We start from the raw sequence: 14,484 nt of genomic DNA, 5'->3' as shown, positions 1-14,484 counted from the left end.
ACAGGTATGTTAGTCGGATAATAATTCCACCTGCATTCTCTATACGCCTTCGCATTGTATGGCATTGCGTCAGCCCGTTGGTTATATTTCCCATGTAGTAGCCGGGAAAATCAGGGTCGTCGCCATGGCGTAAAAATGACGAAAGCTATATAAAAAAGTGACGTGAACCTATGGCAATCAATCAGACCGCTCAACCCCTGTCCGGCCCCGCTGCGCCGCCGCAAAAAGCACGCACCTCGTTTGGCATCTTAGGCGCGATCAGCCTGTCCCATTTGCTTAACGATATGATCCAGTCGCTCATCCTTGCGATTTACCCACTGCTGCAGGCGGAGTTCTCCCTTACCTTCGTGCAGATCGGGATGATCACCCTCACCTTCCAGCTCACCTCATCGCTATTCCAGCCGGTGATTGGCTACATCACCGATAAACGCTCGATGCCGTGGTCGCTGCCGGTGGGCATGTGCTTCACCCTCTGCGGTTTGATTCTCCTGGCGCTGGCCGGGAGTTTCGGCATGGTGCTGCTGGCTGCCGCGCTGGTGGGTACCGGCTCCTCGGTTTTCCATCCGGAATCATCCCGCGTGGCGCGGATGGCCTCTGGCGGCCGTCACGGCCTGGCCCAGTCGCTGTTCCAGGTCGGCGGCAACTTCGGCAGCTCGCTTGGTCCATTGCTGGCGGCGGTGATTATCGCCCCCTATGGCAAAGGCAACGTCGCCTGGTTCGTGCTGGCCGCCCTGCTGGCTATTGTGGTGCTGTCGCAAATCAGCCGCTGGTATGCCGCACAGCACCGGATGAATAAAGGCAAACCGAAGCCGCTGATCGTTAATCCGCTGCCGCGCAATAAGGTGATTCTGGCGGTAGGTATTCTGCTGATGCTGATTTTCTCGAAATATTTCTATATGGCGAGCATTAGCAGCTATTACACCTTTTATCTGATGCATAAGTTCGGATTATCGGTGCAAAATGCCCAGCTTCATCTGTTTGCCTTCCTGTTCGCGGTTGCCGCCGGGACGGTAATCGGCGGGCCAGTTGGCGATAAAATTGGACGTAAATATGTGATTTGGGGCTCTATCCTCGGTGTGGCGCCGTTTACCCTCGTTTTACCCTACGCCAGCCTTGAATGGACGGGGATTTTAACGGTGATTATTGGTTTTATCCTCGCCTCGGCCTTTTCCGCTATCCTGGTCTATGCGCAGGAGCTGCTGCCGGGTCGAATCGGCATGGTTTCTGGCCTGTTCTTCGGCTTCGCCTTTGGCATGGGTGGCCTTGGCGCCGCGGTGCTGGGCCTGCTGGCGGACCATACCAGTATCGATCTGGTGTATAAAATCTGCGCCTTCCTGCCGCTGCTGGGTTTCCTGACGATATTTCTTCCTGATAACCGGCAAAAAGCCTGATTATCCGGCGGCCAAAGTGCAACGCTGGCCGCCGTTATCCCTTGCGCCATCAGCCTGATGCGCGCATTCCCTCCGCGATTTTCCCTTCTGTGCCTTTTGGCCGGTTAATTCCATTTTTTTGCACAATTCAAGAATTATTCATAAACAAAGTGAACGTTTTTGTCATAAACTATTACCCGGATAGGGTAGCAAAATGGACCGATACACCACTGGAAAGGAGACGGAATGCACCACGCAACACCGCTTATCACCACCATTGTCGGCGGCCTCGTGCTCGCCTTTATTCTCGGCATGATTGCCAATAAGCTACGTATTTCTCCTCTGGTGGGATATCTCTTAGCGGGCGTGCTGGCCGGACCTTTCACCCCAGGCTTTGTTGCTGATACCAAACTGGCTCCTGAACTGGCAGAACTCGGCGTGATCCTGCTGATGTTCGGCGTCGGGCTGCATTTTTCCCTGAAAGATCTGATGGCGGTAAAGTCGATCGCCATTCCCGGGGCCATCGCCCAGATAGCCGTGGCGACGCTGCTGGGTATGGCACTTTCCGCCGCCCTTGGCTGGTCGCTGATGACCGGCATCGTCTTTGGCCTGTGTCTCTCCACCGCCAGTACCGTGGTGCTACTGCGTGCCCTCGAGGAGCGACAGCTTATTGACAGTCAGCGCGGGCAGATTGCCATTGGCTGGCTGATTGTAGAAGACCTGGTGATGGTCCTGACGCTGGTCCTGCTGCCAGCGATTGCCGGGATGACGGAGAAAGGTGACGTTGGGTTCGCCTCTCTGGCCCTCGACCTCGGGATCACCATTGGTAAAGTGGTGGCCTTTATCGCCATCATGATGCTGGTCGGTCGCCGGTTGGTGCCGTGGATCATGTCGCGCAGCGCCGCCACCGGATCACGCGAGCTGTTCACCCTGTCGGTGCTGGCCCTGGCGCTGGGCATCGCCTTCGGCGCCGTGGAGCTGTTTGATGTCTCCTTCGCCCTTGGCGCCTTCTTCGCCGGCATGGTGCTTAACGAATCTGAGCTGAGCCACCGCGCCGCCCATGACACCCTGCCGCTGCGCGACGCCTTCGCGGTGCTGTTCTTTGTCTCCGTCGGCATGCTGTTTGACCCGATGGTGCTGGTGCAGCAGCCGCTGGCGGTGCTGGCGACACTGGCGATTATTATCTTTGGTAAATCCGCCGCCGCCTTTTTCCTCGTGCGTATGTTTGGTCATTCGCCGCGTACCGCATTGACCATTGCCGCCAGCCTGGCGCAGATTGGTGAGTTTGCCTTTATTCTCGCCGGCCTGGGGATGGCGCTTAACCTGCTGCCGCAGGCTGGACAAAACCTGGTGCTGGCCGGGGCGATTATCTCGATTATGCTCAACCCGGTGCTGTTTACCCTGCTGGAAAAATATCTCGATAAAACCGAAACCCTCGACGAGCAGACGCTGGAAGAGGTGCTGGAAGATGAGAAACAGGTGCCAGTCGATATCTGTAACCACGCGCTGCTGGTTGGCTTCGGCCGCGTCGGCAGTCTGCTGGGCGAGAAGCTGATGGCCCAGGGGATCCCGCTGGTGGTGGTTGAAACCTCGCGTACCCGCGTGGATGAGTTACGCGAGCGCGGGATCAGCGCGGTGCTGGGTAATGCCGCCAATGAAGAGATCATGGAACTGGCGCATCTCGACTGCGCCCGCTGGCTGCTGCTGACTATCCCCAACGGCTACGAGGCCGGAGAGATTGTCGCTTCCGCACGGGAAAAATGCCCGAATATCGAGATCATCGCCCGCGCCCATTACGATGATGAAGTGGACTACATTATCGATCGCGGGGCTAATCAGGTGGTGATGGGCGAGCGGGAAATTGCCCGCGCCATGCTGCAGCTTTTGGAAACGCCACCGGCCGGTGAAGTGGTCACCGGCTGATGTACTGCCCTCTCCCCGTCGGGAGAGGGGCGCGCTTACCGATCCCAGTACGCCTCTTCCAGGCTGTCCTCACGCTCCGGCAGGCCGCGGGTTAAACGCGGCGAGTGCTGGTTCAGCACCTGATAGCTCACGCGGTTGGCATATTTACACACCTGCGCCAGTGAGGAGTAGGTCAGCCATTTGCATTTGTGCTTGCTGGAGTTGGGCACGTTATTGCGGTGGTAGTTATTGGCGGTGATGTCATGCAGCAGCGCCGCCAGGGCGCCGTCGCCAGCGCCGTTGGTATTCATGATTTTTTCAGGCCCGCCCATATACGGGGCGATATGTGAATAGATACGCAGCGGATTAACGCAATCCTGGTGGCGCATCGCACGGCTGAATTCAAACTGGTTAAACTCCGGGATCGCCCCCGGCAGCAGCGGATGCTGGGTTTTCCGCTTCGCCTCTTCTTCGGTAAAGCCCGCCATATACAGGCCCGCCGGACCGGCAGTGCACAGCACCAGGTCGACCCAGTCCAGCGCTTTATCCGCCGCCGACAGCGGATCGGCAAAACCGGTCAGGGCTTCCCCTTCTTCTTCATTCATCGCCAGAATCGAGACATGCTCCTGCAGGAACTGCTGCCACCACGCAGGGTTATCGGCAATCACGTATTTAGTTCCGAGAGTTAACACCACCGGAACATCATGCTTTTTGGCGTACTCGATGGCTTTCATCGTGGCGTCTGGCATCGGCTCGCCCGGCTTGCAGCGTACCAGGTAGGAGGTGAGCACCAGCGCCGAGGCGCCGGCGATCACCGATTCCGGAATGCTTTCCGGGCGCAGCTTGTTCATGTGACCCGGGCTGATGGCGAAGGTGCGCTCGCCGCTGTCGCTGATCAGGGTAAAACAGCGGCCAATGGCGCCGTCGACGCCCTGCAGATAGTTCAGATCGGTGCGGCTGGAGGTATTGCACAGGTAGCGATAGGCATAGCCGCCGATGTCGATATTGCTGCACATCACGCCAAGCAGCACCGAGCGATCGTCCGCCAGCACCGAGTAGTTATGCATGGTATTGCCGATGGTGCCGCCGGCAAACTGATGGGTAATGAGATTATTGCGTACCAGCTCCTGGTACAGCGCCTCGGCGACGTCATCTTCAATCACCAGCGAGTGGCCCGCGCTCAGACCATAGCGTACGATAAACGCTTCATCCACTTTCGCTTCGATATCCACCAGCGTCTGGTCGATACCGACCACCCAGGAGACGCTGGATTCATTCTCCGGCTGAATTTGCTGCAGCAGCGGGTCGCGGGCGTTGACGGGAAAATAGTGTTTGGATTTGCGTTTACCGGGAAATTTCATAGTGGCGCTTAAATAACAGGGAACAAGCGGGAAATAGTAGCATATTCCCCGCCCTGCGCGCGATCAGCGATAAGGCGCCGTCAGGTTGACCATCATCTCAATATGCGCCACATCCGCATTTAGCGCCGGAATATATTCATACTGCTCGCCACCCGCTTCGAGGAAAACTTCCCGGTTCTGAACAGCAATCTCTTCCAGCGTTTCGAGACAGTCAGCGGCAAACCCCGGGCACAGCACCTGAATATGCTTCGTCCCCTGCTCGCCAAGCATCTTCAGCGTCTCATCGGTGTACGGCGTCAGCCAGGGTTCCCGGCCAAAGCGCGACTGGAAGGTCATCATCACCCGCTCCGGCGGCAGCCCCAGCGCGGAAACCAGTTCCCGCGTGGTATCGCGACAGCGCTGGGGATAATCATCGCCCTGGTTGGCATAGCGCTGCGGGATCCCATGGTAGGAGAGCAGCAGCAGATCGGGTTCCCCGTGCACCGCGAAGGAGGCGCGCACGCTGGCCGCCAGCGCATGGATATAGTCCGGGTGATCGGCATAGTCGCGAATAAACGAGATACCCGGAATAGCGCGCTTTTTCGCAAGGATCCGCGCCAGCTCATCCCAGACGGCGGCCACCGTCGAACAGGAATATTGTGGGTACAGCGGCAGCACCACGATGTGTCCCACCCCCTGCGCCAGTAAATCATCCACCGCGCTGGCCAGCGACGGCGAACCATAGCTCATGCCCAGCGCCACCGGCGTATCCGGCAGCCTGGCGGCCAGCGCCTGCTGCTGGCGACGGCTGTATACCATCAGCGGCGATCCCTCCTCCATCCACACGGACTGATAGAGCTTCGCCACGCGCGGGGAGCGAATCGGCAGTATGACGCCACTCAGCAGCGGCCACCATAGCAGACGAGATGTATCCACCACCCGTTTGTCGCTGAGGAATTGTCGCAGATAGCGCTTCACCGCACCGGGGGTGGGCGCATCGGGAGTGCCTAAATTGGCCAGCAAGATACCTGTTTTCGTCTGATGCATTACCGCCTCTTAACCATTTGAATCGCAGCCAATTGTAGCTGAAATGGCGCTAAACGGAACCAATCATAGCAAAAGGTAGAAATGAGAGGAGTTCTCATCCTGCGGCAGCAGGATGAGAAAAGGCTTTATCAGCCGAGGATTTTTTCCAGTTCAGCGCGCACGTCAGCTACCGCTTTGGTGCCGTCGACTTTGGCATATTTGGTGTTGCCCGCCTGCGCTTCTTTGGTGTAGTAGCCGATCAGCGGTGCTGTCATCTGATGGTATTCCACCAGGCGCTTACGCACGGTCTCTTCCTGGTCGTCTTTACGGGTGGTCAGCTCTTCGCCGGTCACATCGTCTTTGCCTTCCACCTTCGGCGGATTGAATTTGATGTGGTAGACGCGACCGGATGCCGCGTGAACGCGACGGCCAACGATGCGGTCGACGATCAGTTCGTCCGGCACGTCGAATTCCAGCACGTAATCAACGGTAATACCCGCTTCTTTCATGGCGTCAGCCTGCGGAATGGTGCGCGGGAAGCCGTCCAGCAGGAAGCCGTTACGGCAATCTTCCTGGGCGATACGCTCTTTCACCAGCGCGATGACCAGCTCATCGGTTACCAGCTTGCCGGCGTCCATAATGTCTTTCGCTTGCTTACCGAGCTCAGAGCCGGATTTTACCGCCGCGCGCAGCATATCGCCGGTGGAGATTTGCGGAATACCGTATTTCTCCATGATGAACTGAGCCTGAGTTCCTTTACCCGCGCCCGGAGCGCCAAGCAGAATAATACGCATTACGAAAATCCCCTCAAAAGTCGATTCAATTTTTCAAAAACGCTAAACCATACCACCAGAACGGCGATGGCTCAAGGAAGGCGGTGCGGCTGAAACGGTTAATGGTGAGATATTTTATGCAATCCAATGTGAAATGCCCCGCCGGAGCAAATTGCTCAGGCGGGGCATTTATCCCGTTCCCGGCGTCGCGTCGCTCGGCCGGGCTACTCGTTCAGGTTCGCGTCAGGAAGCCAGCAGCTGGTTCATACGACGGATAAACTGGTTCGGATCTTCCAGCGTGCCGCGCTCGGCCAGCAGCGCCTGATCCAGCAGCAGTTCCACCCATTCGCCGAACTGCGCGTCATCCTGCGTATCGGCGGCGCGTTTCACCAGCTGATGCGCCGGGTTCAGTTCGAAGATGTATTTCACTTCCGGTGCCGCCTGGCCCGCTGCCGCGAACAGCTTCGCCATCTGCGTGCTCATCTCATCGGCATCGGTAGTGACAATCGCCGGGGTGTCGGTCAGACGATGGGTCAGACGCACCTCTTTCACCCGGTCGCCAAGCAGGTTTTTCACACGCTCAACGAACGGCTCCAGCGCTTTTTCAGCTTCTTTGGTGGACTCGTCCACTTCATCCGCCAGCTTGTCCAGCGACTCGTCGGCTTTCGCCACCGACTGGAACGCTTTGCCGTCGAACTCGGTCAGGTAGCTCATCATCCACTCGTCGATGCGATCGGAGAGCAGCAGAACTTCAATCCCTTTCTTACGCAGCAGTTCGAGGTGCGGGCTGCTCTTCGCCGCCGCATAGCTGTCGGCAGTGATGTAGTAGATCTTCTCCTGGCCTTCTTTCATCCGCGAGACATACTCTTCCAGCGACACGGTCTGCGCGGAGGAGTCGGTATGCGTCGTCGCGAAACGCAGCAGTTTGGCGATCGCTTCCTGGTTGCTCGGATCTTCCGCCGGGCCCTCTTTCAGCACCAGGCCGAACTGTTTCCAGAAAGTTTGATATTTTTCAGCGTCGTCTTTCGCCAGCTTATCCAGCATCTGCAGCGCGCGTTTGGTCAGCGCGGTACGCAGGTTGCGGGTCACGCTGCTGTCCTGCAGGATTTCACGGGAGACGTTCAGCGGCAGATCGTTGGAGTCGATCAGGCCACGCACGAAGCGCAGGTAGTTCGGCATAAACTGCTCGGCGTCGTCCATAATGAACACACGCTGCACGTACAGCTTCAGGCCGTGTTTATGATCGCGGTTCCACATATCCCACGGCGCCTGCGACGGGATATACAGCAGGCTGGTATACTCCTGCTTACCTTCCACGCGGTTGTGGCTCCAGGTCAGCGGGTCGCTGTAGTCGTGAGCGATATGCTTGTAGAACTCTTTGTATTCGTCGTCGTTCACTTCGGACTTGCTGCGGGTCCACAGGGCCTGCGCCTTGTTGATTTTTTCCCACGAAATCACGGTTTCGCCGTCTTTCTCTTCCTGCTTTTCAATCTCAACCGGCAGCGCGATATGGTCGGAATACTTGCTGATGATGGAGCGCACGCGCCAGTCGTTGAGGAAATCGTCTTCGCCCTCACGCAGATGCAGGGTGATTTCGGTGCCGCGATCGGCTTTGGTGATGTCGGCAACGGTATATTCCCCTTCGCCGGCGGATTCCCAGAACACGCCATTCTCAGGTTTATCGCCCGCCGCACGGGTACGCACGGTCACTTTATCCGCCACGATGAAGGCAGAGTAGAAGCCGACGCCGAACTGGCCGATCAGCTGGCTGTCTTTCGCCTGGTCGGAACCCATCGATTCCAGAAACGCTTTGGTGCCGGATTTGGCGATAGTGCCGAGATGATCGATAACCTCTTCCCGGTTCATGCCGATACCGTTATCGGCGATGGTCAGGGTGCGGTTGTCTTTATCAAACGAAACCCGTACGCGCAGCTCGCCATCGCCCTCATACAAATCCGGCTGCGACAGCGCGCGGAAACGCAGCTTATCGGCCGCATCAGAGGCGTTGGAAATCAGCTCACGCAGAAAGATTTCTTTGTTGGAATAGAGGGAATGGATCATCAGGTGCAGAAGTTGCTTTACCTCTGACTGAAAACCACGAGTTTCTTGTCCTTTCATCTGATTCAACCTCAACAATGCCATTTTAAATGGGGTAAAAAACCGTTGAGTGGGAGATGGGGACTGCGGGGAAATTTTTCAAGCGGAGGCGGCGCTGGCCGCCTCCATTTGTTCAGAAAGTAATCTTGTGACGACCGGCCAGCGAGTGGGACAGCGTGGTGCCGTCGACCATTTCCAGCTCGCCGCCCACCGGCACGCCGTGGGCGATGCGGCTGGCATCAACGCCATACTGCGCGCACAGCTCCGCGATGTAGTTGGCCGTCGCCTCACCCTCAACGGTCGGGTTAGTGGCAAGGATCACCTCGGTGATCGACTCCGCTTCCAGCCGTTGTTCAAGGCGATCGAGCCCGATGTCATCTGGCCCGATGCCGTCGAGCGGCGACAGGTGCCCCATCAGCACGAAGTAGCGGCCGGAATACTGCCCGGTCTGCTCGATGGCGTGGATGTCCGCCGGACTCTCCACCACGCAGATCTGGCCGTTTTCCTGGCGACGCGGGTTGCTGCAGATATTGCACACCTCCTGCTCGGTGAAGGTGCGGCAATCGGCGCAGTGGCCGATCTCCGACATCGCGCGCGTCAGCGCCTGCGCCAGGCGCATACCGCCGCTGCGATCGCGCTGCAGCAGGGTAAACGCCATGCGCTGCGCCGACTTCGGGCCAACGCCCGGCAGACAGCGCAGCGCTTCCATAAGCTGAGTTAACAGCGGGCTGGTTTGCATCAGAACGGCATCTTGAAGCCTGGCGGCAGCTGCATACCGGCAGAAACGGAAGCCATCTTCTCTTTCTGGGTCTCTTCAATGCGGCGCGCGGCGTCGTTAAACGCGGCAGCCACCAGATCTTCCAGCATCTCTTTGTCGTCTTCCAGCAGGCTTGGGTCGATTTCCACACGGCGGCAGTTGTGCGCGCCGTTAATGGTCACTTTCACCAGACCCGCGCCGGATTCGCCAGTCACTTCCAGCTGAGCGATCTCTTCCTGCATCTTCTGCATTTTGTCTTGCATCTGCTGGGCCTGCTTCATCAGGTTACCCAGGCCGCCTTTTCCACCAAACATAGGCTTCTCTCTCAGTCATCGTTAAAGGTACTGAATGCCAGTCAGACTGGCGTTCAAATGGGGCGGATACTCTCTTCATCCAGATCGGCGTCGAAGAAACGACGCAGGGTCTGAATGTTATTATCCGCGATAATGGCTTCGCGCGCCTGCGCGAGCTTTTCTTCATAAATAGCCTGCCGCCACTCCAGCGGCGTACGCATCGCGGGATTATCATCTTCCACGATGGTCAATTCAACCGGCGTACCGTACAACACCCCCAGCGCTTCAGCCAGCTTTTGCTGCGCTCCGGTGGAATTGAGGTGACGCTGGCTGGGGCGCAGATGCAGACAGACGCGGCTGCCCTCCTGCTCTTTCCACGCGTTGAGCGCCACCTGCTCGACCAGCTTAGGTACCGCCAGCCGGCTCACTTCCGCCGCCCAGCTGTCGCGCTCGACCGCTTCTTCGGCGAGCTTGGCCGCCAGCTCCGGCGTCTTCTCATGCTCCAGCGCTTTTTTCAGCGCTTTTGGCGTCGCGACTTCGACTTTGGCCTCTTCAACCACTGTCGTCGCCTTCCAGCGATAGGCCTCTTTCTTCGCCGGGGCCTGCTCAAGGGCAGCCGCCGCCGGACGAGCCTGGACGCGCTCGGTAATCGAACTCAGTCGCTCCAGCGCAGCGTTATTCACCGGCCGCGCGCGGGAAGCGGCTGCCGGTTCACTCTTTTTTGGAGTGGTTGCTCCCTGGCTGCGCTGCAGGTGGCTGCGGGCCGCCAGCACCTGGCTGGTGGTCGGCGGCAAACTCTGCGACGGCTGCTGCGGCGGCGCAGCGGGGGCAACCGGCTGACGCGGCGCGGGCGCGGCGGTCTGTGCTGGCTGCACTTCCGGCTCTGGCAGCGGCTTACGCGGATGAAACGCCAGCGCGCGGAGCAGCGTCATTTCGACGCCCATTCGCCGGTCCGGCGCATAAGGCAGCTCTTTGCGGCCCATCAGCAGCGTTTGGTAGTAAAGCTGAACGTCACCCGGCGGTACGGTTCGCGCCAGTTCGCGCATCCGCACTTCGACCGTGGCCATATCGGCGCCCAGCGCCGAAGGCGACAGCTGTACCATGGCGATGCGGTGCAGCAGGCTCTGCATCTCCACCAACAGCGCCTCCCACTCGACGCCGCGTGCGGCGGCGTCATTGACGCCCGCCATCACCCGCTCGCCGTCGGCAGCGACCAGCGCTTCAATCAGCGACAGCGCCTGATCGTCATCAAGGGTGCCGAGCATGGTGCTCACCGATGCGGCCGTCAGCTGTCCTTCTCCACTGGCAATCGCCTGATCGGTCAGGCTTAAGGCATCGCGCAGGCTGCCGTCGGCTGCCCGCGACAAGAGCTGCAGCGCGCGGGGCTCAAAGGCAATCTGCTCTTCGCCAAGAATATGCTCCAGCTGATGGCGGATCTGTTCAACATCCAGGGCTTTGAGATGGAACTGCAGGCAGCGGGATAAGATCGTCACCGGCAGCTTCTGCGGATCCGTCGTCGCCAGCAGGAATTTGACGTGTGCTGGCGGCTCCTCCAGCGTTTTTAATAACGCGTTGAAGCTGTGGCGCGACAACATATGGACTTCGTCGATGAGATAGACCTTAAAGCGGCCGCGGGCCGGCGCGTACTGGACGTTATCCAGCAGGTCGCGGGTATCTTCGACTTTGGTGCGCGAGGCGGCGTCAATCTCAATCAGATCGACAAAACGCCCCTGTTCAATTTCCCGGCAGTTATCGCACACGCCGCAGGGGGTGGCGGTGATGCCGGTTTCACAGTTTAACCCTTTCGCCAGCAGACGGGCGATGGAGGTCTTACCGACCCCGCGGGTACCGGAAAAGAGATAAGCGTGATGAATGCGCCCTAACGACAAGCCGTTCGCCAGTGCGGTCAGCACATGTTCCTGGCCGACGACGTCAGCAAAGGTTTGTGGGCGCCATTTACGGGCTAAGACCTGATAACTCATGGGCTGGCTCTGAAACGCTGGAAGGTGAAATCACGAAGGGGTCATGCTATCACAGCCCCGCCCGATCGGCGAGGCTATGTGGAGGGATTTGCTTAGTGGCCCGGGAACGGCACCAGGCTGTAGCAGTGGATCCCCAGCTTCTCCAGGCGCTGTTCGCCGCCCAGATCGAACAGGTTGATAATGAAAGCGGCATCGTGCACTTCGCCGCCGAGACGGCGGATCAGTTTGACCGTCGCGTCGATGGTGCCGCCGGTCGCCAGCAGATCGTCCACCACCAGCACTTTGTCACCCGGTTTGATTGCGTCAACGTGGATCTCCAGCTGATCGGTGCCATACTCCAGCTCATAGCTCTCGGCAATGGTTTCACGCGGCAACTTACGCGGCTTGCGAACCGGAACAAAGCCCACGCCCAGCGCCAGCGCAACCGGGGCGCCGAACAGGAAGCCACGCGCCTCAGTCCCTACCACTTTGGTAATACCCGCGTCTCTGTAGCGCTCGGTCAGCAGTTCAATGCTAAGCGCGTAGGCCTTCGGGTCTTCCAGTAAGCTGGTGACATCGCGGAAAAGAATGCCAGGTTTTGGATAATCCTCGATACTCTGGATGCTGTTCTTCAGATATTCAAGCTGCTGTGCAGTTGCGGTCATAAGTGTATGCCTGATTGAAACGGTGTTACCCACGGGCGTGCAAAAGGGGCCAAAGAAACATTTGTTTAACCTTTGACCAGGCTTGCCCGCGCTCGAAAACGCCAGAATTTACTGGCTGTCAGCAACAATTGCAACAGGCATTATTGCGCATCAGTGCTTTTGTTGCTTTGCGTCAACCACCGGAATGCGCCACATAAAGATCAGCAGGCAGGCCAGAATGACCAACAGCATGATGCGCACCCACGTAAGCTTAACCAGCCACAGCGAAATAGCAAAAGTCACTACGATCATCGCAATGGCGCGCGGTTTGGCGCCGCGAGGCATCGCGCGGTACTGCTGCCAATGGCGAAGATAGCCGCCAAACCAGGAGCGATACAGCAGCCACTGGTGAAAGCGCGGCGATGAGCGGGCAAAGCACCAGGCGGCGAGCAGAATAAACGGCGTCGTCGGCAGCAACGGTAAGAAGATGCCCAGCGTACCCAGCGCTACCGCCAGCCAGCCGATAATGGTTAGAATAACAGGTGGCATAATGCGAATCGTTATCAAACAGATGAGGCTACTGTAGCACAGTTGGCTGGAAGGGAATGGAGAGGTGTGGTGAAAACAGCTCAACTTTTACAAACGCTGAACGATCAGCTCAGCGAGCTGGCCGCGCTGGTGGCGCCGCTGGCGGAGCACGCGACCCTGAGCCCACGCTTTGACCGTCAGCTCTTTCATACCCGCAGCACGCTGATGCAGGACTATCTGGCGGAAGCCCGGCAAAACTTTTCCCAACTGAGCCAGGCCGTCGAGCGCCAGCAGCTGCCGCAGGTGGTCTGGATTGCCGAGCGTCTGGCGGCGCAAATCGCCGCGCTGCGTCGTGAAACCGCCACCTGGTCCTTGCGCAGTTGGGACCACGCGTCGCCAACGCTGAGCCGCTGGCAGCGCCGTCGCCTGCAGCATCAGGAGTATGAGCGCCGCCTGCTGGCGATGCGCGACCAACGTCAGCGTCAGCTGGCGCAGGCGACCAGCCTTGACGAGCAGCAGCGGCTGGGGAAAGAAGTTGAAGCCTACAGCGGCCGGTTGGCGCGCTGCCGACAGGCACTGGACAAGATTGAAAACGTACTGGCGCGGCTGACGCGCTAACAGGAGAGCCCGATGTCGCTGGAAAATGCATCCGATGAGGTCAAACTGGCCGTCGATTTAATCATGTTGCTGGAATCACATCAGATCCCGGCGCAAACCGTGCTGGGCGCGCTGGAAATTGTCAGGCGGGATTATGCAAACAAGTTAAAAAACGCGGAAAGCGGGTCGCAAAACCCAGAGAAGTAGGATGTTGTCTCCGGCAGTGTGCTGGCAGTCTGGTCCTCTGCGCATGACGCCACTGGAGACAATATTGATGGAAAAAGTCAGTCAAACCCCACACGACGCGGTGTTTCGCCAGATGCTCATGCATCAGGCGGTCGCGAAGGATTTTTTGCAGTTGTATCTCCCCGCGCCGTTTCTGGCGATCTGCGAACTGGATTCGCTGCAGCTGGTCTCCGGTAGCTTTGTTGAAGAGGACCTGCGCGCCAGCTATTCCGATATCCTTTACTCACTGCGCACGCGTCATGGACCGGGCTATGTGTACGCGCTGATTGAGCACCAGAGTACCCCGGACAAGCTGATGGCATTTCGCCTGCTGCGCTATGCGCTGGCCGCCATGCAGCGTCATCTGGACGCTGGCCACGACACGCTGCCGCTGGTGGTGCCCATTCTGTTTTATCACGGCAAAGTGAGCCCCTGGCCCTGGGCCCGCAACTGGCAACAGCTATTCGCCGATCCGGCGCTGGCGAAGACGCTCTATAGCAATGATTTTCCGCTGGTGGACCTCACCGTAATGCCAGATAATCAGATCGCCCGTCATCGGCGGATGGCCATGCTGGAGCTGCTGCAAAAGCATATCCGCCATCGCGATCTGGCCGAGCTGCAGGTGCCGCTGATTGCGCTGATGACGCAAGGCTATCTGACCGAAGCGCAGCTGAATACGCTGCTGCGCTATATGTTGCAGGCGGGAACTACGGAACATCCGGGGGCGCTGATCCGCACGCTGGCGGCGCAGTCGCCCAGGCATAAGGAGCTGATGATGACCATTGCCGAATGGCTGGAAGAAAAAGGCCGTAAACAGGGACAGCAAGAGGGTGAGCAGGAAGCCACCCGCAGCATCGCCGCCAGAATGTTGGCGCGCGGCCTCGAACGTCAAACCGTGCAGGAGCTCACCGGGCTCAGCGATGAAGAACTCGCCGCGCTGGCACCCTGAAGCAGCAGGGGCGGCTTTGCGC

14 protein-coding genes and 1 other annotated feature are annotated in these 14,484 nt (G+C 58.6%); of the genes, 5 read left to right on the top strand and 9 right to left on the bottom strand.

What is annotated here, in order from left to right:
• Nucleotides 1-170: 170 nt before the first annotated feature.
• Complete coding sequence (locus A1WC_RS19755) at nt 171-1,391, top strand: MFS transporter (RefSeq protein ID WP_008805454.1); 1,221 nt, start codon at nt 171-173, stop codon at nt 1,389-1,391.
• Nucleotides 1,392-1,616: 225 nt separating this feature from the next.
• Nucleotides 1,617-3,293 (top strand): YbaL family putative K(+) efflux transporter, encoded by a 1,677-nt coding sequence (gene ybaL / locus A1WC_RS19760; RefSeq protein ID WP_008805453.1) that lies wholly within the window; start codon nt 1,617-1,619, stop codon nt 3,291-3,293.
• 35 nt (nt 3,294-3,328) lie between these two features.
• Here the strand turns inward: ybaL and A1WC_RS19765 are convergent, their stop codons facing one another.
• The 9 genes from A1WC_RS19765 to A1WC_RS19805 form a co-directional block, all read right to left on the bottom strand.
• The gene (locus A1WC_RS19765; RefSeq protein ID WP_016160401.1) at nt 3,329-4,633 is read right to left on the bottom strand and encodes an inosine/guanosine kinase; all 1,305 of its coding nucleotides are present in this window, start codon (nt 4,631-4,633) and stop codon (nt 3,329-3,331) included.
• A gap of 63 nt (nt 4,634-4,696) precedes the next feature.
• Nucleotides 4,697-5,659, bottom strand: a complete 963-nt coding sequence (gene hemH / locus A1WC_RS19770) for a ferrochelatase (RefSeq protein ID WP_016160400.1) — start codon at nt 5,657-5,659, stop codon at nt 4,697-4,699.
• A 128-nt stretch (nt 5,660-5,787) separates the two neighbouring features.
• The gene (adk, locus tag A1WC_RS19775; protein ID WP_002892184.1) at nt 5,788-6,432 is read right to left on the bottom strand and encodes an adenylate kinase; all 645 of its coding nucleotides are present in this window, start codon (nt 6,430-6,432) and stop codon (nt 5,788-5,790) included.
• Nucleotides 6,433-6,654: 222 nt separating this feature from the next.
• Nucleotides 6,655-8,529 carry a molecular chaperone HtpG gene (gene htpG, locus A1WC_RS19780; protein WP_012542661.1) on the bottom strand — a complete coding sequence of 625 codons (1,875 nt, stop codon included), beginning with the start codon at nt 8,527-8,529 and terminating at the stop codon, nt 6,655-6,657.
• 112 nt (nt 8,530-8,641) lie between these two features.
• Nucleotides 8,642-9,247, bottom strand: a complete 606-nt coding sequence (recR, locus tag A1WC_RS19785; protein ID WP_008805449.1) for a recombination mediator RecR — start codon at nt 9,245-9,247, stop codon at nt 8,642-8,644.
• Nucleotides 9,247-9,579 carry a YbaB/EbfC family nucleoid-associated protein gene (locus A1WC_RS19790; RefSeq protein WP_008805448.1) on the bottom strand — a complete coding sequence of 111 codons (333 nt, stop codon included), beginning with the start codon at nt 9,577-9,579 and terminating at the stop codon, nt 9,247-9,249. Before A1WC_RS19790 ends, recR begins: the two co-directional genes overlap by 1 nt.
• A 53-nt stretch (nt 9,580-9,632) precedes the next feature.
• Nucleotides 9,633-11,540 (bottom strand): DNA polymerase III subunit gamma/tau, encoded by a 1,908-nt coding sequence (gene dnaX / locus A1WC_RS19795; RefSeq protein ID WP_012968809.1) that lies wholly within the window; start codon nt 11,538-11,540, stop codon nt 9,633-9,635.
• Nucleotides 10,236-10,300 (bottom strand) — a sequence feature (DnaX frameshifting element). It overlaps the preceding gene by 65 nt.
• Nucleotides 11,541-11,632: 92 nt before the next feature.
• A complete protein-coding gene (gene apt, locus A1WC_RS19800; RefSeq protein WP_016160399.1) occupies nt 11,633-12,184 on the bottom strand; it encodes an adenine phosphoribosyltransferase in 552 nt (183 codons plus the stop codon).
• A gap of 150 nt (nt 12,185-12,334) precedes the next feature.
• Nucleotides 12,335-12,712 (bottom strand): DUF454 family protein, encoded by a 378-nt coding sequence (locus A1WC_RS19805; RefSeq protein ID WP_008805444.1) that lies wholly within the window; start codon nt 12,710-12,712, stop codon nt 12,335-12,337.
• A 69-nt stretch (nt 12,713-12,781) separates the two neighbouring features.
• Between A1WC_RS19805 and priC the strand changes: the two genes are divergently transcribed.
• The 3 genes from priC (at nt 12,782) to A1WC_RS19815 (ending at nt 14,462) form a co-directional block, all read left to right on the top strand.
• The gene (gene priC, locus A1WC_RS19810) at nt 12,782-13,309 is read left to right on the top strand and encodes a primosomal replication protein N'' (protein ID WP_016160398.1); all 528 of its coding nucleotides are present in this window, start codon (nt 12,782-12,784) and stop codon (nt 13,307-13,309) included.
• Nucleotides 13,310-13,321: 12 nt separating this feature from the next.
• Nucleotides 13,322-13,495: a pleiotropic regulatory protein RsmS gene (gene rsmS / locus A1WC_RS25780; RefSeq protein WP_008805442.1), complete on the top strand. Its 174-nt coding sequence runs from the start codon at nt 13,322-13,324 to the stop codon at nt 13,493-13,495.
• A 67-nt stretch (nt 13,496-13,562) separates the two neighbouring features.
• The gene (locus tag A1WC_RS19815) at nt 13,563-14,462 is read left to right on the top strand and encodes an Rpn family recombination-promoting nuclease/putative transposase (protein WP_016160397.1); all 900 of its coding nucleotides are present in this window, start codon (nt 13,563-13,565) and stop codon (nt 14,460-14,462) included.
• Nucleotides 14,463-14,484: the final 22 nt, after the last annotated feature.

Origin of the sequence: Klebsiella sp. KTE92 (assembly GCF_000398905.1) — a bacterium.
Classification (GTDB): Bacteria; Pseudomonadota; Gammaproteobacteria; order Enterobacterales; family Enterobacteriaceae; genus Klebsiella; species Klebsiella variicola.
The sequence above is the reverse complement of the archived record's forward strand: the minus strand, read 5'-3'. Positions and strand labels throughout refer to the sequence as shown.

What these genes read in the sequence shown, in the direction of transcription:
- A1WC_RS19765 (WP_016160401.1), bottom strand. Translation starts at nt 4,633, where the DNA reads ATGAAATTTCCCGGTAAACGCAAATCCAAACACTATTTTCCCGTCAAC.
- htpG (WP_012542661.1), bottom strand. Translation starts at nt 8,529, where the DNA reads ATGAAAGGACAAGAAACTCGTGGTTTTCAGTCAGAGGTAAAGCAACTT.
- ybaL (WP_008805453.1), top strand. Translation starts at nt 1,617, where the DNA reads ATGCACCACGCAACACCGCTTATCACCACCATTGTCGGCGGCCTCGTG.
- dnaX (WP_012968809.1), bottom strand. Translation starts at nt 11,540, where the DNA reads ATGAGTTATCAGGTCTTAGCCCGTAAATGGCGCCCACAAACCTTTGCT.
- A1WC_RS19815 (WP_016160397.1), top strand. Translation starts at nt 13,563, where the DNA reads ATGGAAAAAGTCAGTCAAACCCCACACGACGCGGTGTTTCGCCAGATG.
- recR (WP_008805449.1), bottom strand. Translation starts at nt 9,247, where the DNA reads ATGCAAACCAGCCCGCTGTTAACTCAGCTTATGGAAGCGCTGCGCTGT.
- rsmS (WP_008805442.1), top strand. Translation starts at nt 13,322, where the DNA reads ATGTCGCTGGAAAATGCATCCGATGAGGTCAAACTGGCCGTCGATTTA.
- adk (WP_002892184.1), bottom strand. Translation starts at nt 6,432, where the DNA reads ATGCGTATTATTCTGCTTGGCGCTCCGGGCGCGGGTAAAGGAACTCAG.
- A1WC_RS19755 (WP_008805454.1), top strand. Translation starts at nt 171, where the DNA reads ATGGCAATCAATCAGACCGCTCAACCCCTGTCCGGCCCCGCTGCGCCG.
- apt (WP_016160399.1), bottom strand. Translation starts at nt 12,184, where the DNA reads ATGACCGCAACTGCACAGCAGCTTGAATATCTGAAGAACAGCATCCAG.
- hemH (WP_016160400.1), bottom strand. Translation starts at nt 5,659, where the DNA reads ATGCATCAGACGAAAACAGGTATCTTGCTGGCCAATTTAGGCACTCCC.
- A1WC_RS19790 (WP_008805448.1), bottom strand. Translation starts at nt 9,579, where the DNA reads ATGTTTGGTGGAAAAGGCGGCCTGGGTAACCTGATGAAGCAGGCCCAG.
- A1WC_RS19805 (WP_008805444.1), bottom strand. Translation starts at nt 12,712, where the DNA reads ATGCCACCTGTTATTCTAACCATTATCGGCTGGCTGGCGGTAGCGCTG.